This is a genomic window from Streptomyces sp. NPDC029138 (assembly GCF_055564375.1).
Map to the genome: position 1 here is coordinate 81,048 of NZ_JBVHWM010000011.1, position 22,041 is coordinate 103,088.

The 22,041-nt window shown below is 73.8% G+C and carries 18 protein-coding genes and 1 riboswitch; of the genes, 2 read left to right on the top strand and 16 right to left on the bottom strand.

Features of this window, described 5'->3' with window-relative positions; all coding sequences use genetic code 11:
* Positions 1-127: 127 nt before the first annotated feature.
* From cobC to cobM, 6 genes are read right to left on the bottom strand one after another with little or no spacing between them, the layout of a single operon-like run.
* Positions 128-1,222 (bottom strand): Rv2231c family pyridoxal phosphate-dependent protein CobC, encoded by a 1,095-nt coding sequence (gene cobC, locus ACZ4WH_RS13020; protein ID WP_468179656.1) that lies wholly within the window; start codon positions 1,220-1,222, stop codon positions 128-130.
* Positions 1,212-2,150, bottom strand: a complete 939-nt coding sequence (locus ACZ4WH_RS13025) for a sirohydrochlorin chelatase (protein ID WP_468179658.1) — start codon at positions 2,148-2,150, stop codon at positions 1,212-1,214. Before ACZ4WH_RS13025 ends, cobC begins: the two co-directional genes overlap by 11 nt.
* On the bottom strand, positions 2,147-2,737 hold the full coding sequence (locus tag ACZ4WH_RS13030) for a precorrin-8X methylmutase (RefSeq protein ID WP_468179659.1): 591 nt from the start codon (positions 2,735-2,737) through the stop codon (positions 2,147-2,149). The genes ACZ4WH_RS13025 and ACZ4WH_RS13030 overlap by 4 nt, the downstream gene beginning before the upstream one ends.
* Positions 2,734-4,416 (bottom strand): precorrin-3B C(17)-methyltransferase, encoded by a 1,683-nt coding sequence (gene cobJ / locus ACZ4WH_RS13035; RefSeq protein ID WP_468179661.1) that lies wholly within the window; start codon positions 4,414-4,416, stop codon positions 2,734-2,736. Before cobJ ends, ACZ4WH_RS13030 begins: the two co-directional genes overlap by 4 nt.
* Positions 4,413-5,648 carry a precorrin-6y C5,15-methyltransferase (decarboxylating) subunit CbiE gene (gene cbiE, locus ACZ4WH_RS13040; protein ID WP_468179663.1) on the bottom strand — a complete coding sequence of 412 codons (1,236 nt, stop codon included), beginning with the start codon at positions 5,646-5,648 and terminating at the stop codon, positions 4,413-4,415. The genes cobJ and cbiE overlap by 4 nt, the downstream gene beginning before the upstream one ends.
* Complete coding sequence (gene cobM, locus ACZ4WH_RS13045) at positions 5,645-6,463, bottom strand: precorrin-4 C(11)-methyltransferase (protein WP_468179665.1); 819 nt, start codon at positions 6,461-6,463, stop codon at positions 5,645-5,647. The genes cbiE and cobM overlap by 4 nt, the downstream gene beginning before the upstream one ends.
* An 82-nt stretch (positions 6,464-6,545) precedes the next feature.
* On the opposite strand from cobM, the gene ACZ4WH_RS13050 reads away from it, so the two are divergent.
* Positions 6,546-7,274: a ZIP family metal transporter gene (locus ACZ4WH_RS13050; RefSeq protein WP_468179667.1), complete on the top strand. Its 729-nt coding sequence runs from the start codon at positions 6,546-6,548 to the stop codon at positions 7,272-7,274.
* A gap of 11 nt (positions 7,275-7,285) precedes the next feature.
* Here ACZ4WH_RS13050 and cobI read toward each other — a convergent pair whose 3' ends face one another.
* From cobI to ACZ4WH_RS13100, 10 genes are all read right to left on the bottom strand, one after another.
* The gene (cobI, locus tag ACZ4WH_RS13055; RefSeq protein ID WP_468179669.1) at positions 7,286-8,035 is read right to left on the bottom strand and encodes a precorrin-2 C(20)-methyltransferase; all 750 of its coding nucleotides are present in this window, start codon (positions 8,033-8,035) and stop codon (positions 7,286-7,288) included.
* Positions 8,032-9,438, bottom strand: a complete 1,407-nt coding sequence (locus ACZ4WH_RS13060; protein WP_468179671.1) for a cobyrinate a,c-diamide synthase — start codon at positions 9,436-9,438, stop codon at positions 8,032-8,034. The genes cobI and ACZ4WH_RS13060 overlap by 4 nt, the downstream gene beginning before the upstream one ends.
* Positions 9,438-10,037, bottom strand: a complete 600-nt coding sequence (cobO, locus tag ACZ4WH_RS13065; protein WP_014671916.1) for a cob(I)yrinic acid a,c-diamide adenosyltransferase — start codon at positions 10,035-10,037, stop codon at positions 9,438-9,440. The genes ACZ4WH_RS13060 and cobO overlap by 1 nt, the downstream gene beginning before the upstream one ends.
* On the bottom strand, positions 10,037-12,040 hold the full coding sequence (locus ACZ4WH_RS13070) for a putative cobaltochelatase (protein WP_468179673.1): 2,004 nt from the start codon (positions 12,038-12,040) through the stop codon (positions 10,037-10,039). Before ACZ4WH_RS13070 ends, cobO begins: the two co-directional genes overlap by 1 nt.
* Positions 12,037-15,687, bottom strand: a complete 3,651-nt coding sequence (cobN, locus tag ACZ4WH_RS13075; RefSeq protein ID WP_468179675.1) for a cobaltochelatase subunit CobN — start codon at positions 15,685-15,687, stop codon at positions 12,037-12,039. Before cobN ends, ACZ4WH_RS13070 begins: the two co-directional genes overlap by 4 nt.
* Positions 15,684-17,192 (bottom strand): cobyric acid synthase, encoded by a 1,509-nt coding sequence (locus ACZ4WH_RS13080; protein WP_468179677.1) that lies wholly within the window; start codon positions 17,190-17,192, stop codon positions 15,684-15,686. The genes cobN and ACZ4WH_RS13080 overlap by 4 nt, the downstream gene beginning before the upstream one ends.
* Positions 17,189-18,133 (bottom strand): cobalamin biosynthesis protein, encoded by a 945-nt coding sequence (locus tag ACZ4WH_RS13085; RefSeq protein ID WP_468179679.1) that lies wholly within the window; start codon positions 18,131-18,133, stop codon positions 17,189-17,191. The genes ACZ4WH_RS13080 and ACZ4WH_RS13085 overlap by 4 nt, the downstream gene beginning before the upstream one ends.
* 103 nt (positions 18,134-18,236) lie before the next feature.
* Positions 18,237-18,377: riboswitch (cobalamin riboswitch) on the bottom strand.
* 158 nt (positions 18,378-18,535) lie between these two features.
* The gene (locus tag ACZ4WH_RS13090; RefSeq protein ID WP_014671911.1) at positions 18,536-18,763 is read right to left on the bottom strand and encodes a hypothetical protein; all 228 of its coding nucleotides are present in this window, start codon (positions 18,761-18,763) and stop codon (positions 18,536-18,538) included.
* Positions 18,764-18,797: 34 nt separating this feature from the next.
* Entirely contained in the window at positions 18,798-20,054 is a 1,257-nt protein-coding gene (locus ACZ4WH_RS13095; RefSeq protein ID WP_468179681.1) for an inorganic phosphate transporter, read from the bottom strand.
* Positions 20,055-20,197: 143 nt separating this feature from the next.
* Positions 20,198-21,040, bottom strand: a complete 843-nt coding sequence (locus ACZ4WH_RS13100) for a lysozyme (RefSeq protein WP_468179683.1) — start codon at positions 21,038-21,040, stop codon at positions 20,198-20,200.
* A 191-nt stretch (positions 21,041-21,231) separates the two neighbouring features.
* Here ACZ4WH_RS13100 and ACZ4WH_RS13105 point away from each other — a divergent pair, with 191 nt between their 5' ends.
* Positions 21,232-21,960, top strand: coding sequence for a class II aldolase/adducin family protein (locus ACZ4WH_RS13105; protein WP_468179685.1), 729 nt, complete (start codon positions 21,232-21,234; stop codon positions 21,958-21,960).
* Positions 21,961-22,041: the final 81 nt, after the last annotated feature.

A 22,041-nucleotide genomic window follows, 5' to 3' on the forward strand; every position in this document is an offset into this window, starting at 1 on the left:
TCGCCGTCCCGGTCCGGCCCGGTCGTGGGCGCATGGGTGGCCGAACAGGCCCGTGCGCACGGAGGGCGATCTCGTGGCCGGGCCGCTCAACGAAGCGAGCCGGGGCGCCGGTCGGGGCCCCAGCCTCTCAGCCGGCCGAGACGGGTGGGTGGGTCGGCGAATCCAGTGCGGCCGACAGTGCCTTCAGGAAACCGTTCACTGTCGCCCGGTCCCGCACAGCGACCCGCACCCACTCGTCCCCGAGCCCCGGGAAAGTGTCACCCCGCCGCACCGCGTAACCAAGCTCCCGCAACCGCCGCCGTACCCCCGCCGCCCCCGGCATACGCACCAGCACGAACGGCCCCTCGGCAGGCTCCACCACCCGTACTCCGCGAGCGGCGAACGCGGCCAGCCCGGCCACCAGATACGCTCGGTCCCCGGCGATGCGATGCGCCGCGTGCCCGGCCTCCGCCAACGCCCTCGGCGTCACACACGCCTCCGCGGCCGCCAGCGCCGGTGTCGACACCGGCCACAACGGCTGGGCCCGCTCCAGCTCGGCGATCACCTCGGGCGCGGCCAGGACGTAACCGATGCGCAGCCCGGCCAGCCCCCAGGTCTTGGTGAGGCTGCGCAGCACGACGAGCCCCGGCACATCGGTCCGCCCGGCCAGCGCCTCCCGCTCACCCGGCACCGCGTCCATGAACGCCTCGTCCACCACCAACGTCCGCCCGGGACGGGCGAGTCGGGCGATCACCCCGGCCGGATGCAGCACGGACGTCGGATTGGTGGGGTTGCCGATCACCACCAGGTCGGCGTTCTCCGGCACGGCCGCCGGGTCCAGCCGGAACCCGTCCTCCTCCCGCAGCAGCACCCGGTCCACGGTGTGCCCGGCGTCCCGCAGCGCGGCCTCCGGCTCCGTGAACTGCGGGTGCACGACGACCGGCCTGCGGACCTTCAGCGCACGGGCGAGCAGGACGAACGCCTCCGCCGCCCCCGCCGTCAGCAGCACCCGCTCCACCGGCAGCCCGTGCCGCGCCGCCACCGCCGCCCGCGCGGCCCGCCCGTCCGGGTAGGCCGCGAGGGACGACAGCGAGCCGGCGATCTCCTCCCGCAGCCACGGCGGGGGCGTGTCCGCGCGGACGTTGACGGCGAGGTCGGTCAACGCGGCTCCGTCGTCCCGTACTTCCGCGTCCCCGTGGTGCCGCAGATCGTGCCCGGACCCGCCGGTCGCCTCAGTGCGCATGGCTGTGCGAGTGCCCCCCGTGATGGTGGTGCCCGTGACCGTGCCCGTGGTGGTGGTCGTCGTCGTCCGGGTGGAAGTGCGGCTGCTGCGGCAGGCCGACCTTGTCCTCGAAGCCCGGCAGCGCGATCCGGTACACGCACGAGTCGCAGTTCATGCGCAGATCGCCCTTGACGGCCTCCTCGTACCGCTCCATCACCAGATCCAGCAGCTCCGGCTCGGGGCCGATGACATCGGCCGACCGCACCTCGGTCTCCGGGTGCGCGGCGGCCCAGCCCTCGGTCTGCTGCCGCACCCGGTCCGGCAGGATGCCGGTGAAGAGGAAGTAGGGGAGTACGACGATCTTCCGCGCCCCCAGCGCCGCGCACCGGTCCAGCCCGCTCGGCACGTCCGGCGCCGCGAGCGACACGAACGCCGTCTCCACCCCGGCGTACCCACGGCCCTCCCACAGCAGCCGCGCCGCCTTGAACACCTCCGCGTTGGCGTCGGGGTCGGTGGACCCGCGCCCGACCAGCAGCACGGTCACGTCGGCCCGGTCCCGCGGGGTGCGGGCGGAAGAGCCGAGCGCCTCGTCCAGCCGCCGCTCCAGCACGCTCAGCAGCGCCGGGTGCGGGCCCAGCGGGCGGCCGTAGGTGTACGAGATGCCCGGGTGCCGCTCCTTCTCGCGGGCCAGCGCGGCCGGGATGTCGCCCTTGGCGTGCCCGGCGGACACCAGCATCAGCGGCACGGCGGCGAACCGGCGCACGCCCTGCTCGACCAGCTCGGTGACGGCCTCGCCCAGCGGAGGCGGGGACAGTTCGATGAAGCCGCCGGCGACGGGCAGTTCGGGGTGTCGGCGCCCCAGCTCCCGGACGAAGTCGCGGAACGCCTCGGCTCCGGCGTCGTCACGGGTGCCGTGTCCGGCGATGAGCAGGGCGGGCGGGGTGGTCACGCGTTCTCCTCGGAGTGTGCGGCGGGGTGGTACAGCAGGGCGTTGAGCGCGGCGGACGCGACCGCCGACCCGCCCTTCTCGGACACGTTGCTCACGGCGGGCAGTCCGCTCTCGCGCAACGCGGCCTTGGACTCGACCGCGCCGACGAAGCCGACGGGCAGTCCGATGACGAGGGCCGGGGCGGCGTCCAGGGTCAGCAGCTCCTCGAGTGCGGTCGGCGCGTTGCCGATCACCCAGAGGGCACCGGGGCCGACCTGCTCGTGGGCGAGCCGGATCGCGTGCGCCGAACGGGTCAGACCCGGCCCGGCCACGGCGTCCCTGAGCCGGCAGACGGTCTCCCGCCGGGTGATCCCGGCGGCCACCATCTCGACGTCCACGACCACCGGCGCCCCGGCGTGCAGCGCCGCGTGCGCCTTCACCAACTCGCCCTCGTCCATGACGAGATCCGTCGCGTACTCCAGGTCGGCGGCGGAGTGGATGACCCGCTCCACCACGGCCCGGGTCAGCGGCGGGAAGTGCGAGGTGTCCAGGCGGGCGCGCAGCCGCCGGTAGGACTCCTGCTCGATCGGGTGGACGACGCGGTTCACTTCGGGTCCTCCTGCCAGCGGTAGCCACGCGGCGTCACCATGCGCCCCGCGATCTCCCGGGTCGCCGTGTTGCCCACGGTGACGACCGTCATCATGTCGACCGTCGCCGGGTCCAGGCCGGCGAGCGTCGTGACCCGGCCGGCCTCGTCCGGCCGGGAGGCGTTGCGGACGACGCCGACCGGCGTCGCCGGCTCCCGGTGCCCGGCGAGGATCGCCAACGCCTTGGGCAGCTGCCAGTCGCGACCCCGCGAGCGCGGGTTGTAGAAGGTGACGACGAGGTCCGCCTCGGCCGCCGCGCGCACCCGGCGCTCGATGACCTCCCACGGCGTGTGCAGATCGGACAGGCTGATGGACACGTGGTCGTGGCCCAGCGGCGCGCCCAGGATCGCCCCGGCGGCCAGCGCGGCGGTCACCCCGGGCACCCCGACCACGTCGATGTCGTCGGAGGCCTCGGCGAGCGCCGGGGAGGCCATGGCGTACACGCCCGCGTCCCCGCTGCCGATCAGCGCCACCGCGTGCCCCTTGCGGGCCTCCGCGACCGCCGTCCGGGCCCGCTCCTCCTCCGCGCCGAGCCCCGACTCCAGCACCCGGGTGCCGGGCCGCAGCAGGTCGCGGATCTGGTCCACGTACTGGTCGAGCCCGACCAGCACCGACGCCCGCCGCAGCTCGGCCGCCGCGCGCGGCGTGAGCAGGTCCCGGGCGCCCGGCCCGAGCCCGACCACCGCGAGCCGCCCGCGCCCGGGACGCCGTACGACCGCACAGGTCGCCATCGCGGGCCGCGCGGCCGACTTCATCTTGGGGACGAGGAGTTCACCGCCCCGGACCAGGGCGGCGGCCTCCGCGACCGACGGGGTGCCGACGGCCGCGAGGGGCGCGTCCGACGGGTTGGGCACCTCGACCGCCGCCAACTCCTCGGCGGAGTACGTCACCAGGGGCACCCCGAGCCGCTCGGCGGCGGCCACGATGCCCGGCTCCCCGGCCTTGGCGTCCACGGTGGCCAGCTCGGCGACCGACCGCGGCGAGAGCCCGGCCTCCCGCAGTGCCTCCTCGACCAGACCGAGGACCTCCTCGGCCGGCGCGCCCTTCGACGCCCCGACCCCGACCACCAGCGACGGCGGCCTGAGCAGCACCTCCCGCTCACCCGGCGCGACGGCCCGGTCGGTCACCCGGATCGTGTACGGCCCCTGCGGCGCGACCGGCAGCGGCGGCAGCGGCCACGCCACCTCGGCCTCCAGCGCGACCGGTTCGCCGTCCAGCAGCGCCCGGGAGACCACGGCGACCGACCCCTCGTAGGGCAGGCCGAGCGTGTCCAGGCCCGGCAGCCCGACGGCGTCCGTCGCGGTCGTCACCACCGGCTCGGCGCCCAGCACCTCACCCACCTCGCGGGCGAGCGCGTTGGCGCCGCCGCCGTGCCCGCCGAGCAACGACACCGCGAACCGGCCGCCCTCGTCCACGCACACCACGCCCGGGTCGGCCGCCTTGCCGTCGAGCAGCGGCGCGAGCAGCCGTACCACCGCACCGGTCGCCAGGAAGCACACCAGCTGCTCGCACTCCGTGAACGCGGCCCGTACGGCCTCTCCGACGGGACCCTCGTAGACGCGCGTACGCTCCGGCCAGGCCGCGGCCAGCCGGTCCCGCGCCGCCGCCCCCGCCGCGGTGGCGGAAATGAGGCCGATCACTGGACCACTCCTTCACTAGACGCCGGGGTTCTGACGCCCCACAGCAGAAACACAGGATTGGTGGCCGCCAGCCGGGTCACATCCCCCGGAAGCGGCGCGAGACGCGAGGACTGCACCAGCACCCCGTCGCAGGTGAACCCGGCGTCGGTCAGCGCCGCGCGCGCCGCCGGCACCCGGTCCAGCGCGGCCATGGCGACGACGACCGTCCGCCGGGCCCGCCGCGCGCACGCGGTCACGACGGCGGGCAGCTCCCGGCCCCCACCGCCGACGAACACCGCGTCGGGATCGCCGGCCAGCCCGGCCAGGGCGTCCGGCGCCGAGCCGTGCACCACGTCCACGTCGACGCCGTGGGCGTCCGCGTTGGCGCGGACGCGCGCCACCCCGTCCGCTGTCTTCTCGACGGCGACGACGGCGGCGCCGAGCCGCGCGCACTCCACCGCGACCGAGCCCGACCCGGCGCCCACGTCCCACACCAGGTCGCCCAGGCGCGGCCCCAGCCGGGCCAGGGCCAGCGCCCGCACCTCGAACTTGGTGATCATCGAGTCCCGGTACGTGAACTCGCCCTCGTCCAGGGCCCAGCGGGCCGGCGCCAAAGGCACCCCGGCGACCGTCCGCACCGCACCGAGCGCCCGCGCCTCGTCCAGGCACAGCACCACGCTCACCGCCGTACCCCAGTCCCGGGCCGCCGCCTCGGCGGGCGTCACCCGCTCCACGCGCTCCCGCTCCGGATCGCCGAGCGCACTCGCCACGACGAGCACGCGGTCCGCCGGCACCGAGGCCCCCAGCTCGGCGGGACCGGCGCCCGGTCCGGTCAGCACGGCCACCTTCGGCCGCGCCCGGCACACGTTCACCGCCGTCCGCAGGTCCCGGCCGTGCGCGCTGACCACCACCGCGTCGTCCCAGGGCAGCCCGATCCGGGCGAAGGCGGCGGCCACCGAGGACACCCCCGGCCGCACGTCCAGCAGCCCGGTCCCGAACCGCTCGGCCAGCGCCCGCACGATCCCGAAGAACCCCGGGTCCCCGGACGCCAGCACGACCACCGGCAGCTCCTTGCCGACGTACCCGGCGATGGTGTCCAGGGCCGGCGCCAGCGGACCGAGCACCACCCGCTCCGCCCCCTCCGGCAGCCGTACGGCGTCCAGGTGCCGCCGCCCGCCGACGACCAGCGCCGCCCCGGCGAGGACGTCCTCGGGCACCGGCGCCCCGGTTCCCGTACCGACGACCGTGATCAACTCTTCGCCCTCTGCTCCCGCAGCGCCCGCCGCGCCTCGGGGTCGGCCTTCCGGTAGCCGTGGAAGTGACCCGGGTGGTACAGGTGCGAACGCGTCCCGTGCGCGTCCAGCGCCGGGCCGACCAGGAACAGCGTGTGCTTCCAGAGCTTGTGCTCCTTGACCGTCTCCTCCAGCGTGCCGATCGCGCACTTCACGACCAGCTCCTCCGGCCAGGTCGCCTGGTACGCGATCACCACGGGCGTGCTCGTCGGGTAGCCGCCCTCCAGCAGCTCCCGCACCAGCTGCCCGCTGCGCGCCGCCGACAGGAAGATCGCCATGGTGGTGCCGTGGCGGGCGAACTCGCGCACCTCCTCGCCCGGCGGCATCGGCGTCTTGCCCCCGCCCAGCCGGGTCAGCACCACGGACTGCGCCACCTCGGGGATCGTCAGCTCCCGCTGCGCGAGCGCGGCCACGGCGGAGAAGGAGGACACGCCCGGGACGACCTCCGTCGCGATGCCGATCTCCTGGCAGCGGTCCAGTTGCTCCTGCGTGCCGCCCCACAGAGCCGGGTCGCCGGAGTGGATACGGGCCACCCTCAGCCCCTCCTCGAACGCACGTCGGTACACCGCGACGACGTCCTCCAGCGACATGGTCGCCGAGTCCAGGATCTCGGCGTCCTCGCGAGCGTGGTCGAGGACCTCCGCCTGGACCAGGCTCGCGGCCCAGATCACGACGTCGGCCTCGGCGATGGCCCGCGCGGCCCGGAACGTCAGCAGATCGGCGGCGCCGGGGCCGGCACCGACGAAGGTCACCTTGCCGGTGGGGGCATCGGCCATGGGAATCGGTCCTCTCCTACGAGTACTGCGGTTGTTGCTGCCGGACGTGCGGAAACGCCGGTCGATCCGATAGCAAGGGCCTATGGCGGTCTTCGTCGCGCTCGGCGCGTTCCTGATGACGCTGGCCGGCGGCTGGACGGCACAGCGCGTGACCGACCGCCGCCATCTGGTGCTGGGCCTGGCCGGCGGACTGATGCTGGGCGTGGTCGGCCTGGACCTGCTGCCGGAGGCCCTGCGGGCAGCGGGCACCGAGGTCCACGGCGTCCCGGCCGCGCTCCTGCTGTTCCTGGCCGGCTTCCTCCTCGCCCATCTGGTGGAACGCCTGCTGGCGGCCCGCCGCGCCGCCCACGGCGCCGACGAACACAACCACAGAGCCCCCGAGGTGGGCCTGACGGCGGCCGCGGCGATGGTGGGGCACAGCCTGATGGACGGTGTGGCGATCGGCGCGTCCTTCCAGGTGGACGACGGCATGGGCACCGCCGTCGCGCTCGCCGTCATCGCCCACGACTTCGCGGACGGCTTCAACACCTTCACCCTCACCAGCCTGTACGGCAACGCCCGCCGCAAGGCCCTCGCCATGCTCTTCGCGGACGCCGTCGCACCCGTCGCCGGAGCCGCCGTGTCCGCGTTCCTCACCGTCCCGGAGGGCGTCCTCGGCGGCTATCTCGGCCTGTTCGGCGGCGCACTGCTGTACCTCGCCGCGGCCGAGATCCTCCCGGAGGCCCACCATGAGCACCCCGCCCGTTCGACCCTGCTGTGCACGGTCGCGGGCGCGGCCTTCATCTGGCTGGTGGTGAGTGTCACGGGGTGACCCGGGCGGTGTCACAGCTTGCCGCCCCGGCCGCCGTCCCGGCGCGGCGGCGCGATCAGGGTCGACAGATACGGCAGCGGCGTCCCGTCCAGCTCGGCGGCCGGCCGCACCGACTCCTCCGGCAGCCCCAGCGCCGAGCCCCACACCGCGCCCCCGAGCCGCCCGGTCTCCCGCAGCGCCTCCGAGACCTCGGCGGCCTGCCGCCCGAACTTGTACGCCACCACCGTCCCCGGCCCGGCCAGCGCCTCCCTCAGCACCGCCGACCCGGCCGTCACCGGCACGAGGGTCAGCGGTTCGGTGCCCTCGGTCAGCACGGCCCCGGACCGCGCCGCCAGATCCTGCATGGCGGTGATCCCGGGCACGGTCTCCACGGCGACACCCGGCAGCATGTCCACGATGGTCTGCGCGAGATAGGTGAACGTCGAGTACACGTTCGGGTCCCCGATGGTGGCGAACGCGACCGACCCGTGCGCTTCGAGCAGCTCGGCGACCCGCCGCCCGGCCGCGTCCCAGGCCGCCTCGCGCCGGGCCCGGTCGGTCCGCTCGTTCAGCGCGAACACGACCCGGACGACCTTCTCCTCGGGCACGTAGTGCAACACGGTCGCCTCGGCCCGCCCGCGCTCCCCGCCGTCCTTTCCGTCAGCCGCAGCCATGACGGGTACGACGACGACATCGGCGGCCCGCAGCGCGTTGACCCCTTTCACGGTCACCAGCTCCGGATCACCGGGACCGACCCCGACCCCGACCAGCCTGCTGCTCATGACGTCCGGCACCTCTCCACGAACCGACGGGCGACACCGGGCTCGGACGCCCAGTGCGTGTGCAGATAACTCGCGTGCACGCCCTGCTGTACGAAACCTTCGACCCGCCGCACCGGGGCCCGTACACCCCAGGCGGGATCGGCACCGGCGCCCGGCTCGACGACGGTGCGATGGAACTCGTGGCCCCGCATCCGCGTCCCGGCCACCGCCAGCACACTGTCGCCGACGGCCACGGCGTCCCGGTAGCCGAGCGTCAGCCGATCCGTCATCCGCGCGGTGGCGTCGAGCACGCCGCACATGGGCTGCCCGTCCAACTCGCGGCACAGATAGAGCAGTCCGGCGCACTCGGCGGCCACGGGAGCGCCGGAACGGGCCAGTTCCGCCACGGCCTTGCGCAACGGCTCGTTGGCGGACAGCTCGGCGGCGTACACCTCGGGGAAACCACCGCCGATGACCAACCCGGCCGTTTCCTCGGGCAGTTGCTCATCACGCAGGGGGTCGAAGGTGACGACCTCGGCACCGGCGGCGGTGAGCAGCTCGGTGTGCTCGGCATAGGAGAAGGTGAACGCGGACCCACCGGCGACGGCGACCACAGGGGCTCGCCTCTCGGCCGAGAGCTTCGGGTGGTGGGGCGCCTTCTCGGCGAACCGAGTCGGGTGGTGGGTGAGCGAGGCGGGGGTCCAGGGGGCGGAGCCCCCTGGGAGGGCACCCGCAGTACGGGCAAGCCCTTCCAGCGCGGCCAGGTCACATCCCTGAGCCACCTGCGCGGCCATGGCCTCGACGGCCTCGACCGCGGCAGCCTGCCGCTCGGCGACCGGCACCAACCCCAGATGCCGAGAGGGCGTATCCACCTGAGCGACCCGCCGCAAGGCACCCAGGACCGGCACACCCGACGAGTCCAGCGCCTCCCGCAGCAACTCCTCATGCCGGTCCGAGGCGACCTTGTTCAGGATCACGCCCCCAACCCGCACCTCCGGGTCCCAGGAAGCGAAGCCGTGCACCAGCGCCGCCACCGACCGCGACTGGGACGAGGCGTCCACGACAAGCACCACCGGCGCCCGCAGCAGCTTGGCGACATGCGCGGTCGACGCCAGTTCCCCCTCCCCGGCCGCCCCGTCGTACAGCCCCATCACACCCTCGACCACGGCGAGGTCACACCCCCGCGCCCCGTGCAGAAACAGCGGAGCGACCAGCTCCGGCCCGCACAGATACGCGTCCAGGTTGCGCCCGACCCGTCCGGTCGCGAGGGCGTGGTACCCGGGGTCAATGTAGTCCGGCCCGACCTTGTGCGGGGACACGGCGAGCCCCCGCGCGGCGAACGCGGCCATCAGCCCCGTGGCGACGGTGGTCTTGCCGCTGCCCGAGGAGGGCGCGGCGATGACCAGCCGAGGCACCGACGACATCACCACTCGATGCCCTTCTGGCCCTTCTGCCCCACGTCCATGGGGTGCTTGACCTTGGACATGTCGGTGACGAGGTCGGCGAAGTCCACCAGCTTCTCCGGCGCGTTCCGCCCGGTGATCACCACATGCTGGGTGCCGGGCCGGCCGCGCAGCACGTCGATCACCTCGTCGGTGTCGACCCAGCCCCAGTGCATCGGGTACGCGAACTCGTCCAGCACGTACAGCCGGTACGTCTCGGCGGCCAGGTCCCGCTTGACCTGCTCCCAGCCCTCGCGGGCCTTCTCCTCGTTGTCCATCTGAGCGTCCCGCTGGACCCAGGACCAGCCCTCGCCCATCTTGTGCCAGTCGACGGTCCCGCCCTCGCCGGAGGCACCGAGCACCCTGAGCGCGTTCTCCTCGCCGACCTTCCACTTCGCCGACTTGACGAACTGGAACACCCCGATGGGCCACCCCTGGTTCCAGGCCCGCAGCGCGAGCCCGAACGCGGCGGTGGACTTGCCCTTGCCGACGCCCGTGTGCACGACGACCAGCGGACGGTTCCTTCGCTGACGGGTCGTCAGACCGTCGTCCGGTACGACACTCGGCTGTCCCTGCGGCATTACGCGGCCCTCCTCGACGTCCCCTGCACATCCCTGACCAGCCCGGCGATCGAGTCGGCCCGCAGCTCGTCCAGCGTGACGGCCGTACCGCCCAGCTCACCGGCCAGCTGCCCGGCGAGCCCGAGCCGCACCGGCCCCGACTCGCAGTCCACGACCACCGAGGCGACCTGCTCGGCCGCGAACAGTCGCGCCGCGCGCCCCGCGAGCGCCACCGGCTCCGGGCCACCGGTCGCCCGGCCGTCGGTCACCACGACCATCAGCGCCCGGCGCGCCGGGTCCCGCAGCCGCTCCACCCGCAGCACCTCGTGCGCCTTCAGCAGCCCGGCCGCGAGCGGCGTACGACCGCCGGTCGGCAGCGACTCCAGTCGCGCGGCGGCGGCGTCGACGGAGGACGTCGGCGGCAGCGCGACCTCGGCCGCCGACCCCCGGAAGGTGACGAGGCCCACCTTGTCCCGCCGCTGATAGGCGTCCAGCAGCAGCGACAGGACGGCGCCCTTCACGGCGCTCATCCGCTGCCGCGCCGCCATCGACCCCGAGGCGTCCACCACGAACAGCACGAGGTTCCCCTCGCGCCCCTCACGGACCGCCTGCCGCAGATCGTCCCGCCGTACGACCAGCCCCGGGCCGGACCGTCCGCGCGCCCGCTGATGCGGTGCGGCGGCTTGTACGGTCGCCGCCAGATGCAGCTTGGTCAGCGTCCCCTGGGGCCGCCGGGCCCCGGTGGTCCGACCGTGCTCCGTCCGCGCCCGCGACCGCCGCCCGGCGGCACCCTCACCGATGCCGGGCACGCTCAGCACCTTGGCCCGGAAGGGTTCGGCCGCCCGTACGGCCGACTGCTCCTGCCCGCCGGACCCCTGCGGCTGCCCGCCCTCACCGGCCTCGGGCCGCGCGGCGCCGCCGCCGTCGTCCTGCGGACCGCTGTCGGGCGCCGGTTGCCCGCCGCCCCCACCGGGACCGTCGGGACCGGGATCGTCCCCGCCGTCCCCGCCGTCCCCGGAGAACTGCTCGAGCGTCTCGTCCAGCTTGTCCTCGTCCAGACCCGGCGCGTCGAACGGGTTCCGCCGGCGCCGGTGCGGCAGCGCCAGCAGCGCGGCCTGCCGCACGTCCTCGGCGAGCACATCGGTCCGCCCGGCCCACGCGGCCAGCGCGGTCGCCGTACGAGCCATCACGATGTCGGCGCGCATGCCGTCCACCTCGAAGGCCGCACAGGTCGCCGCGATCTGCCGCAGCGCCCCGTCGCCCAGCCGCACCTGCGGCAACAACTCCCGTGCCGCCACGATCCGTTGCCGTACGGCGGCCTCCTCGCCGGCCCAGCGCGCGGCGAACCCGGCCGGATCGTCGTCGTACGCCAGCCGGCGCCGGACGACCTCGACCCGCTGCTCCGGCTCCCGCGAGGCCGCGACCTCCACGGTGAGCCCGAACCGGTCCAGCAACTGCGGGCGCAGCTCGCCCTCTTCGGGGTTCATGGTCCCGACGAGCAGGAACCGGGCCGCGTGCCGCACGGACACACCCTCGCGCTCCACGTACGAGGCACCCATCGCCGCCGCGTCCAGCAGCAGGTCGACCAAGTGGTCGTGGAGGAGGTTGACCTCGTCGACGTAGAGGATGCCCCGGTGCGCGTCGGCCAGCAGGCCCGGCTCGAAGGCCTTGACGCCCTCGGCGAGCGCCCGCTCGATGTCGAGCGCGCCGACGAGACGGTCCTCGGAGGCGCCGACGGGCAGCTCGACCATGCGGGCGGGCCGCTCGACGCCCCTGCCGGCCTCGTGCGGCCCGTCCGGGCAGGCGGGGTCGGGGGAGGCCGGATCACACGAGAACCGGCACCCGGGCACCACGGCCACCTCCGGCAGCAGCGCTGACAGCGCCCGTACCGCCGTGGACTTCGCGGTGCCCTTCTCGCCGCGCACCAGCACACCGCCGACCGCCGGCGACACGGCGTTCAGCAGCAGCGCGAGCCGCAGATCGTCCTGGCCGACGACGGCCGTAAAGGGAAAGGGGGTGGTCACTGGTCGCCCTCCAAGTCGCCTTCCAGCTCCAGGTACGTGGCGCGCAGCCGCTCCAGCGTGTCCGCGTCCGGCTCCGCCCACAGGCCACGGTCCGCCGCCTCCAGCAGCCGCTCGGTGATCCCGCGCAGCGCCCACGGGTTGGACTTCTTCATGAAGTCCCGGTTCTCCGGGTCGAAGACGTACTCGGCGCTGAGCTTCTCGTACATCCAGTCGTCGACCACGCCCGCCGTCGCGTCGTAGCCGAACAGGTAGTCCACGGTCGCCGCCATCTCGAAGGCGCCCTTGTACCCGTGCCTTCTCATGGCGCTCATCCAGCGCGGGTTGACGACCCGCGCCCGGAACACGCGGTGCGTCTCCTCGCCCAGCGTCCGCGTCCTCACCTGGTCCGGTACGGCGGAATCACCCACGTACGCCTCGGGGTTGGCACCCGTCAGATGCCGCACCATGGCGACCATGCCGCCGTGGTACTGGAAGTAGTCGTCCGCGTCGACCAGGTCGTGCTCACGGGTGTCGACGTTCTTCGCCGCCACCGCGATCCGCCGGAACGCCGTCTCCATGTCCCCGCGCGCCGCCCGCCCGTCGAGCCCCCGCCCGTAGGCGTAGCCGCCCCAGACGGCGTACACCTCGGCCAGGTCGGCGTCGCTGCGCCAGTTCCGGGCGTCGATCAGCGGCAGCAGGCCCGCGCCGTACGCGCCCGGCTTCGAGCCGAAGACACGGGCCGTCGCGCGGCGCCGGTCGCCGTGCTCGGCCGCGTCCTCGTCCACGTGCGCCCGCACGTAGTTGGACTCGGCCGGCTCCTCCAGCTCCGCCACCGCCCGCACCGCGTCGTCGATCAGACCGACCACATGCGGGAACGCGTCCCGGAAAAAGCCGGAGATGCGGACGGTCACGTCGATGCGCGGGCGCCCCAGCTCCGCGAGCGGGATCACCTCGAAGCCGGTCACCCGGCGCGAGGCGTCGTCCCACACCGGACGGCAGCCCAGCAGCGCCAGGATCTCGGCGATGTCGTCGCCCTGGGTGCGCATCGCGGACGTGCCCCACACCGTGAGCCCCACCGACTTCGGGTACGCGCCGGTGTCCTGGAGGTACCGCTGCACGAGGGAGTCCGCCAGCGACTGGCCGACCTCCCAGCTCAGCCGGGACGGGATCGCCTTGGGGTCGACCGAGTAGAAGTTGCGGCCCGTCGGCAGGACGTTGACCAGACCACGGGTCGGGGACCCCGACGGACCCGCCGGAACGTAACCGCCGTCCAGCGCCCGCAGGATGTGCCCGATCTCGTCGGTCGTCTTCGCCAGTCGCGGTACGACCTCGTCGCACGCGAACTCCAGCACGGCGACCGCGTCGGGGAGTTCGGCGCCGAGCACACCCCGCAGGACGGCGGGGACGACCGTACGGTCCCACGCCCGCGCCTCCATGCCCTCCGCGATCCGCCGGCACAGCTGCTCCAGCAGGTCGATCGCGTCGGACGCGGTCCGCGCGGGGCCGTCCGCCAGGTCCGTCAGCTCCACCGGCACCTTAACCGGCGTGCCCGGCTCGGCCAGCAGCTCCTTCTCCGCCAGCCCGAAGTGGGCGGCGAGGCAGGCCCGCAGGCCCGGCAGCGCGTTCGCCCGGCCGCCCCACACCTGCGAGGCGCGCAGCACGGCCAGTACGAGGTTCACGCGCGGCTCGCCGACCGGGCCGCCGCCGAGGATGTGCAGGCCGTCGCGGATCTGCACGTCCTTGATCTCGCACAGATAGCCGTCGATGTGCATGACGAACTCGTCGAACGCCTCGTCGTCCGGCTGCTCGTCCACGTGCAGGTCGTGGTGCAGCTCCGCCGCCTTGACCAGGGTCCAGATCTGGGCGCGGACCGCCGGGGCCTTCGCCGGGTCCAGGTCGGAGACGAGCGCGTACTCGTCCAGCAGCTGCTCCAGCTTGGCCAGATCGCCGTAGGTGTCCGCGCGGGCCATCGGCGGCACCAGGTGGTCGACCACCGTGGCGTGCCCGCGCCGCTTGGCCTGGGTGCCCTCGCCGGGGTCGTTGACGATGAACGGGTAGATGAGGGGCAGGTCGCCGAGGACGGCGTCCGGAGCGCATCCCCGGGACAGCCCGAGTCCCTTGCCGGGCAGCCACTCCATCGTGCCGTGCTTGCCCATGTGCACGATGGCGTCGGCGCCGAAGCTGTTCTCCAGCCAGCGGTAGGCCGCCATGTAGTGGTGCGACGGCGGCATGTCGGGGTCGTGGTAGATCGCGATCGGGTTCTCGCCGAAGCCGCGCGGCGGCTGGATCATCACCACGACGTTCCCGAACCGGAGGGAGGCCAGCACGATGTCGTCGCCGTCCACATAGAGGCTGCCCGGCGGCTCGCCCCACGCCTCGGTCATCGCGTCCCGCAGGCCGGGGTCCAGCTTCTCGAACCATGCCCGGTAGTCGGCCAGCGGCACCCGCGCGGGCGCGGCGGCCAGCTGCTCCTCGGTCAGCCACTCCACGTCGTGACCGCCGGCCGCGATGAGCCGGTGGATCAGCTCGTCGCCGCCGGAGGGGTAGTCGGTGAGGCCGTATCCGGCGTCCCGCAGCGCGTCCAGCACCCGGACCGCCGACGCGGGCGTGTCCAGGCCGACCGCGTTGCCGACCCGGGAGTGCTTGGTCGGGTACGCCGTGAAGACCAGCGCGATCTTCTTCTCCGCGTTCGGCTTGTGCCTCAGCCGGGCGTGCCTGAGGGCGATCCCGGCCACGCGGGCGGCCCGCTCGGGGTCGGCGACGTACACCGGCACCTCGTCGGGGCCCTGCTCCTTGAAGGAGAACGGCACGGTGATCAGCCGGCCGTCGAACTCGGGGATCGCGACCTGCATCGCGGCGTCCATGGGGGACAGGGCCGCGTCGGACTCCTCCCACGCCGCCCGCGAGGAGGTGAGGCACAGCCCTTGCAGCACGGGGATGTTCAGGTCGGCGAGGGCGCCGACGTCCCAGGACTCCTCGTCACCGCCCGCCGACGCCTGGGAGGCGTGCGTGCCGCCGGCCGCGAGCACCGTGGCCACGAGCGCGTCGGCCCGCCCCAGCAGCTCGTACAGCGCGGGGTCCGCGCCGCGCAGCGAACCGCAGTACACCGGGAGGGCGTTGGCGCCCTGCGCCTCGATCGCCTCGCACAGGGTGTCCACGAAGGCGGTGTTGCCGCTCAGTTCGTGCGCCCGGTAGAACAGCACGCCCACGGTCGGCCGGCCGTCGACGACAGCACGGTCGCCGTGGACGCCGAACTCCGGCATCTTCCGCGGCTCCTCGAAGCCCTCACCGGTCAGCAGCACGGTGTCCGAGAGGAACCGGGACAGCTCCAGCAGGTTCGCGGGACCGCCCTCGACGAGGTACTTCAGCGCCTCCGCGACCACACCGGCCGGCACGGACGACTCCGCCATCAGCTCGGCGTCCGGCACGGTCTCGCCGCCCAGCAGCACGGTCGGGACGCCGGACGCCTTCAGCGCGGCCAGCCCGTCCTCCCAGGCCCGCTTGCCGCCCAGCAGCCGTACGACGGCGAGGTCCGCGCCCTCGATCAGGCCCGGCAGCTCCTCGGCGACGTCGACGCGGGTGGGGTTGCCGATGCGGTAGCCGGCGCCGGAGGCCCGGGCCGCCAGCAGATCCGTGTCGGCGGTCGACAACAACAACACTGTGCTCATGCGGGCGCTCCCGGTGGAATGAAAGGCAGTCCTTGCGGCGCGCCCGACTCGATGAGCCGCCAGAGCGCGTCCGTGTCCGCGTGCTGTTCGATCAGGTCGCCGAGCCGGTCGAGCTGCTCCTCGCGCAGCGCGGCGAAGGAGGTGTCCGGCGCGGGCACGAAGCGGCGGCCCGCGGCGGCGGCCACCTCGCGCAGGAAGGCCCGCCGGAAGCCGTCCGACTCCAGCGAGCCGTGCCAGTGGGTGCCCCAGGTCTGGCCGACCCGGCAGCCGTCGAGGAAGGCTTCGCCCCCGTCGACGGTGGCCACCCCGTGATGGATCTCGTAGCCGTCGACCCGCTCGCCGAGGGCTTCGCCGCTGGGCCGGGTGAGGGTCTTCTCGCGGGCGAAGCGCACCCGGACGGGCAGGATGCCGAGCCCGTCGACATGGCCGCGCCGGCTCTCGACGTCGTCCTCGATGTGCTCGCCGAGGATCTGGAAGCCGCCGCAGACGCCGAGGACGGGGCGTCCCTCGGCGGCCCGGCGTGCGAGCGCGTCCGCCAGCCCGCGTTCCCGCAGCCACTCCAGCGCCCGTACGGTCCCGCGAGTGCCCGGCACGACGACGAGATCGGCGTCCGCCAGCTCCTCCGGCCGGTCCACGAACCGCACGACCACACCCGGCTCGGCGGCCAGCGCGTCCACGTCGGTGAAGTTGGACATCAGCGGGATCGCGCAGACCGCGACCCGCAGCACGTCCTCGCCGACCGGGGGCGTCACGGCGGACTCGCGGACGGTCCCGCGCAGGGAGACGCGCAGCCCGTCCTCCTCGTCGATGCCGAGCCCGTGCCGGAAGGGCAGCACGCCGTACGTCCGCCGCCCGGTGAGGTCCCGGAGCATGTCCAACCCCGGCTCCAGCAGGCTCACATCGCCCCGGAACTTGTTCACCAGGAACCCGGCTACCAGCTCCTGGTCCTCGGGCGAGAGCAGGGCGACGGTCCCGAAGAAGGAGGCGAACACGCCCCCGCGGTCGATGTCGCCGACGACGAGCACGGGCAGCCGCGCGTTCCGCGCGATCCCCATGTTGACGATGTCGGTCCGCCGCAGGTTGATCTCGGCAGGACTCCCCGCCCCCTCACAGATCACCGCGTCATACGTGCCCCGCAACTCCGACAGGCAGTCCAGCACCGTGCCCAGCAGCCGCTGCCGGCGCCCGCCGTGGTACCCGCGCGCACTCAACTCCCCGACCGGCTTGCCCAGCAGCACCACCTGGCTGCTCTGCTCACCGCCGGGCTTGAGCAGCACCGGGTTCATCAGCGCGGTCGGCTCGACGCGGCACGCCTGGGCCTGCATGGCCTGCGCCCGGCCGATCTCGGCGCCCTCGCGCGTGACGAACGAGTTCAGGGACATGTTCTGCGCCTTGAACGGCGCGACCTTCACGCCCTGGCGCACCAGCCAGCGGCAGATGCCGGCCGTCACGACGCTCTTGCCCGCGTCGGAGGTGGTGCCGGCGACGAGGAGACCACCGTTCACTTCCCACGTCCTTTCAGGAGGGTGCGCGCCGCGAGCGTGGTGCCGAGCGCGAGCAGACCGACGCGGCGGGAGAGCCGTGCGGCCAGGTCGATGTCGGTGACCCGGACCGGCCGACCGGTGGCGCCGTTCAGCACCGGGCGGTGTTCGACCCGGCCGCCGTAGGAGAGCGTCCCGCCCAGGCGCACGCCGAGAGCGCCCGCGAAGGAGGCTTCAACGGGCCCGGCGTTGGGGCTCGGATGCTTTCCCGCGTCCGCCCTCCAGGCGCGCACGGCACCCCGCGGATCGGGTCCGGCCACGGCGGCGAGTACGGCGGTCAGCCGGGCCCCCGGCCAGCCGACGACGTCGTCCAGGCGGGCGGAGGCCCAGCCGTAGCGCCGGTGGCGGGGCGACTTGTGACCCACCATCGCGTCCAGGGTGTTGACCGCGCGGAACCCGAGGAGCCCCGGGACTCCGGCGACGGCACCCCAGACGAGGGCGCCGACCACGGCGTCGGAGGTGTTCTCGGCGACCGACTCGACGACGGCCCGGGCGATGCCGTCGGCGTCCAGCGCCTGCGGGTCCCGGCCGCACAGATGCGGCAGCCGGGCCCGGGCGGCCTCGACGTCCCCGGCCTCCAAGGCGCGCCCGATGGCGCGGGCTTCCCGGGCGAGCGAGGTGCCGCCGACGACGGCCCAGGTGGCGGCGGCGGTCAGCGCGGCGGAGGCGGTACGGGAGGGGCGTACGGCGCGAACGGCCAGCGTTCCCAAGGCGACGGCGCCACCGGCGCACACGGCGGTGTGCAGGGCGCCCCAGCCACGGTGGTCGTGCCACAGGGCGCGTTCCACGGCGCCGGCCGCCCGGCCGAACGCGGCGACCGGGTGCCCGCGGCGCGGATCGCCGAGGAGCAGGTCACCGAGGACGCCGGCGGCGGCGCCGTACGCGTAAGCGCGATCGGCACCCATCGGCTCAGCCGGCCGTGGGGACAGGAACGGGCCTGGTACTGGTCCTCGATCGGCAGCCGAGCATGGCGATATGTGTCCTCACTCAGGGTGTCCGCGCCCTGGTTCGACGTGAATCGGCGGTGAGAGTTCCTGGCTCCCGGGGTTTCTTCCCCGGTGACAGTGGCGGGACCGCGCCGGATTCGCACCGGCTTCCTCTCTTGCCGCCGTACATGGCCTGGGCAGTCCACCACGCGCCCGGAACGGCCGTCAACTTGCCGTTGACCTGGGATGCCGGACTGTGCTGAGGCCCACATCACCGGCCCGCCGGACGGCACCGGACGGCCGGTCCGACGACATGCGTCGGCCCCGCCGGTCCCGCTGAAGCGGTGGCCCGGCGGGGCCGATGCGTGAGGTTTCGAACCGTCAGGGCTTGACGACGATCAGGTAGATCCCGTACGCCACCGCCGCCGCGCAGGCCGCGAAGCACACGTACGCGCCGGTCACCGCCAGCGCGGCGGACCCGCCCTGCGCCGCCGCCTTCTCGCGGCGGGACAGGCCGTTGATGCCGAGGGTGAACAGGACCACCAGGCCCACCGTGAACGCGAGGCTGACGCCGAAGACGGAGCCGAGGGCCGCCCAGTCGATCTTCATGGGGATGCTTCCTTCAGTAACCGTGTGCTCGGGGTCAGACCGCGGCGGCCGGCGGGGTGGCCGGGGCGGCGGCGGGGGAGGGCTCGGTGGCCGGGGCCGGGATCGTGGCCGTCAGGTCCTCGGTGACCGCGCCCACCGGGGGCGGGGTCACGGCGGCGATGGCGGTGGTCACCACACCCGCCGGCTCCCCGGCGTCGGCGACCACGTTGGTGTGGTCGACGACCTCGCGGCGGGAGACCTTCCAGATCGCGGCGCTCGCGGCGACCAGGAAGACGGCGACGACGGCGGTGCCCCAGTCACCGAGGTCGGTGACGGACTCGGCGCCCCCGCCGACCAGCGCGGCGGCCGGGAGGGTGAGCCCCCAGGCGACGAACATGCGGGTCGCGGTGGACCAGCGGACCACGCCGCCCTTGCGGCCGAGGCCCGCGCCCATCACCGAGCCGGAGACGACGTGCGTGGTGGAGAGGGAGAAGCCGAGGTGGGAGGAGGCCAGGATGGCGGTCGCGGCGCTGGTCTGGGCGGCGAAGCCCTGGCGCGGCTCCAGGTCGGTCAGGCCCTTGCCCATGGTGCGGATGATGCGCCAGCCGCCGATGTAGGTGCCGAGCGCGATGGCCAGGCCGGCGGAGAGGATGACCCAGGTGGGAGGGTTGGAGCCGGGGGCGATGGAGCCGCCCGCGACGAGGGCGAGCGTGATGATGCCCATCGTCTTCTGGGCGTCGTTGGTGCCGTGCGCGAGAGAGACCAGACCGGCGGAGGCGATCTGGCCGGCGCGGTAGCCCTTGCGGGTGGCCTCGCCGTCGGCGGTGCCGCCGACGCCGTAGGAGAACCGGGTGGCCAGCAGCGAGGCGAGGCCCGCGACGACCGGCGCGGCGACGGCCGGGAGCAGCACCTTGGTGACCAGGACGTCACCGTGGACGGCGCCGAAGCCGGCGGAGGCGACGGTGGCGCCGACCAGGCCGCCCATCAGGGCGTGCGAGGAACTGGAGGGCAGGCCCACCAGCCAGGTCAGCAGATTCCAGAGGATCGCGCCGACCAGGGCGGCGAAGATGACCTCGGGACGGATGCCGGTCTCGTCGACGAGACCCTTGGAGATCGTGTTCGCGACCTCCACGGAGAGGAAGGCGCCCACAAGGTTGAGGACGGCGGACATGGCAACCGCGATCTTCGGCTTCAGGGCGCCTGTGGAGATGGTGGTGGCCATCGCGTTCGCGGTGTCGTGGAAACCGTTCGTGAAATCGAACGCGAGAGCGGTTACCACCACAATCGCGAGGATCAGCGAGAAGCTTTCCATTTACCCAGGCAATCGTTCGAGGTCATTGGCTGGATGAACGTAGGCAACCTGGGTGAACGGAAGATGAACTGAGGCGGGCGTGAGGGTGTCCGTAACGCGCGTGCGAGGTTCCGCTTCGCGTCTTCGGCCCAGGCGTGCCTTGGCTAGTGGCCTCGCGCGAAGATCCGCAGCCGGCTCAGCGAGCCGTTGAAGAGATTTTGGTCACCCGGCAGCCTGCCCTTGACGGCGTGCTGCCAGAACGTCCAGTACCGCCAGCCGCCGGGCAGCGTGCCCGGTCGCGAGGTGCCGTGGCGGGCGATCCACAGGGCGTGCGAGGAGGAGAAGGCGCGGCTGTTCCCGGTGCACAGCTTCCACCACTGGGTTGTGGTGTAGATCACCGGACGGCGGCCGGTCTCCTCCTTGATCTCGTCGCTGAACGACCGGATCCAGCGGACCATCCGGGCCTTGCTCAGGCCGTAGCACTTGTGCTTCGCGTTGTACGGGTTGTACTCGATGTCCAGCGCGGGCGGCAGCGTCCAGCCGTCCGCCCGCCAGTCGCCGCCGTGCCGCACGAAGTACCCGGCCTGCTGGGCGCCGGAGGACCGGTCCGGCAGGGCGAAGTGGTAGGCGCCCCGGATCAGTCCGGCCTCGCGGGCACCCGAGTACTGTCCGGCGAAGTAGGGATTGCGGTAGTTCGTGGACTCGGTCGCCTTGATGTAGACGAATCGCGCGCCCTTCGCCCGGGCGGCCGCCCAGTCGACCCGCTTCTGATGCGACGACACGTCGTGGCCTCTGGGCCGGGTTCCGGCCAGGACCGCCAGCGCGGACAGCCCCGGCAGCACGGACAGCGTGGCCGAGGCCGCGGGTCCGGCCGCCTCCGGTCCCCCGGTCGACCTCAGTGGTCCGGCCGACGCGGTCGTGGTGGTCGCGAGGGCGAGGGTGAGGGCCGCCGTGGCCGCCGTGAGGAGACCGGTGCGGCGGCGGACAAGGGTGCGTTCACGGGCCATGTGTCTCCCCCGGGATGGCGGGCGTCCAGTCGGCAAGAGGGATCATTGAAGGCCCGCCCATCACCACATCCGTGACGATTCAGAGCGTTTCGGCACGATATGCGCTATATCCGCCCGTTCGGCCGTACGGTCTCCGCGCGGAAACGACCGGCCCACCCGCTCTCCGCCGGTCCGGCTGGCAGGATCACGGCATGGCTGAAGCGCTGCGGAACACGGACGACGGGCACCAGGGCGGGCACCGGGACGCGCGACAGGACGGCGGGCGGCGGGACGCGCGGCAGGACGAGGCACGGCTCTGGGCGGAACTGGTCGCGACGGCACGCCGGACCGTCACCGACGGCCTGGTCGTCGGCACCTCCGGCAACGTCTCCGCCCGCGTCGGGGACCTCGTGCTGGTCACCCCGTCGGGCGTCCCCTACGACCGGCTCACCCCGGCCGACATCACCGGCGTCGACCTCACCGGACGCCAGGTGCTCGGCACGCTCGTGCCGACCAGCGAGCTGCCCATGCACCTCGCCGTCTACCGCACCACCGACGCCCGCGCCGTCGTCCACACCCACGCCGTGCACGCGACCGCCGTCTCCACGCTCGTGCCCGAGCTACCGCCGGTCCACTACATGACCGTCGCCCTCGGCGGCCCCGTCCGGGTCGCCCCCTACGCCACCTACGGCACCGACGAACTGGCCGAGAACATGCTCCGCGCCCTCGCCGGCCGCTCCGGCTGCCTGCTCCAGAACCACGGCACGATCACCTACGGCGCCACCCTCGACCAGGCCTACGACCGCACCGCCCAGCTGGAGTGGATGTGCCGCCTGTGGCTCACGGCGTCCTCGGTGCCGGGCCTGACACCGTCCCTGCTGACGGAGGCACAACTGGCGCAGGTCGGGGAACGCTTGAAGGGGTACGGCCAACGGAGGTGACCCCTTGCTGTCCTTGATCCGCCGCAACGGCGCCCAGTCACGACGTGCGCACCCGGCGGTGCCGAACCCGCCCGCACCCCG

What these genes read in the sequence shown, in the direction of transcription:
- cobC (WP_468179656.1), bottom strand. Translation starts at nt 1,222, where the DNA reads ATGCGCACTGAGGCGACCGGCGGGTCCGGGCACGATCTGCGGCACCAC.
- cobM (WP_468179665.1), bottom strand. Translation starts at nt 6,463, where the DNA reads ATGGCCGATGCCCCCACCGGCAAGGTGACCTTCGTCGGTGCCGGCCCC.
- ACZ4WH_RS13050 (WP_468179667.1), top strand. Translation starts at nt 6,546, where the DNA reads ATGGCGGTCTTCGTCGCGCTCGGCGCGTTCCTGATGACGCTGGCCGGC.
- cobI (WP_468179669.1), bottom strand. Translation starts at nt 8,035, where the DNA reads ATGAGCAGCAGGCTGGTCGGGGTCGGGGTCGGTCCCGGTGATCCGGAG.
- ACZ4WH_RS13060 (WP_468179671.1), bottom strand. Translation starts at nt 9,438, where the DNA reads ATGTCGTCGGTGCCTCGGCTGGTCATCGCCGCGCCCTCCTCGGGCAGC.
- cobO (WP_014671916.1), bottom strand. Translation starts at nt 10,037, where the DNA reads ATGCCGCAGGGACAGCCGAGTGTCGTACCGGACGACGGTCTGACGACC.
- cobN (WP_468179675.1), bottom strand. Translation starts at nt 15,687, where the DNA reads ATGAGCACAGTGTTGTTGTTGTCGACCGCCGACACGGATCTGCTGGCG.
- ACZ4WH_RS13085 (WP_468179679.1), bottom strand. Translation starts at nt 18,133, where the DNA reads ATGGGTGCCGATCGCGCTTACGCGTACGGCGCCGCCGCCGGCGTCCTC.
- ACZ4WH_RS13090 (WP_014671911.1), bottom strand. Translation starts at nt 18,763, where the DNA reads ATGAAGATCGACTGGGCGGCCCTCGGCTCCGTCTTCGGCGTCAGCCTC.
- ACZ4WH_RS13095 (WP_468179681.1), bottom strand. Translation starts at nt 20,054, where the DNA reads ATGGAAAGCTTCTCGCTGATCCTCGCGATTGTGGTGGTAACCGCTCTC.
- ACZ4WH_RS13100 (WP_468179683.1), bottom strand. Translation starts at nt 21,040, where the DNA reads ATGGCCCGTGAACGCACCCTTGTCCGCCGCCGCACCGGTCTCCTCACG.
- ACZ4WH_RS13105 (WP_468179685.1), top strand. Translation starts at nt 21,232, where the DNA reads ATGGCTGAAGCGCTGCGGAACACGGACGACGGGCACCAGGGCGGGCAC.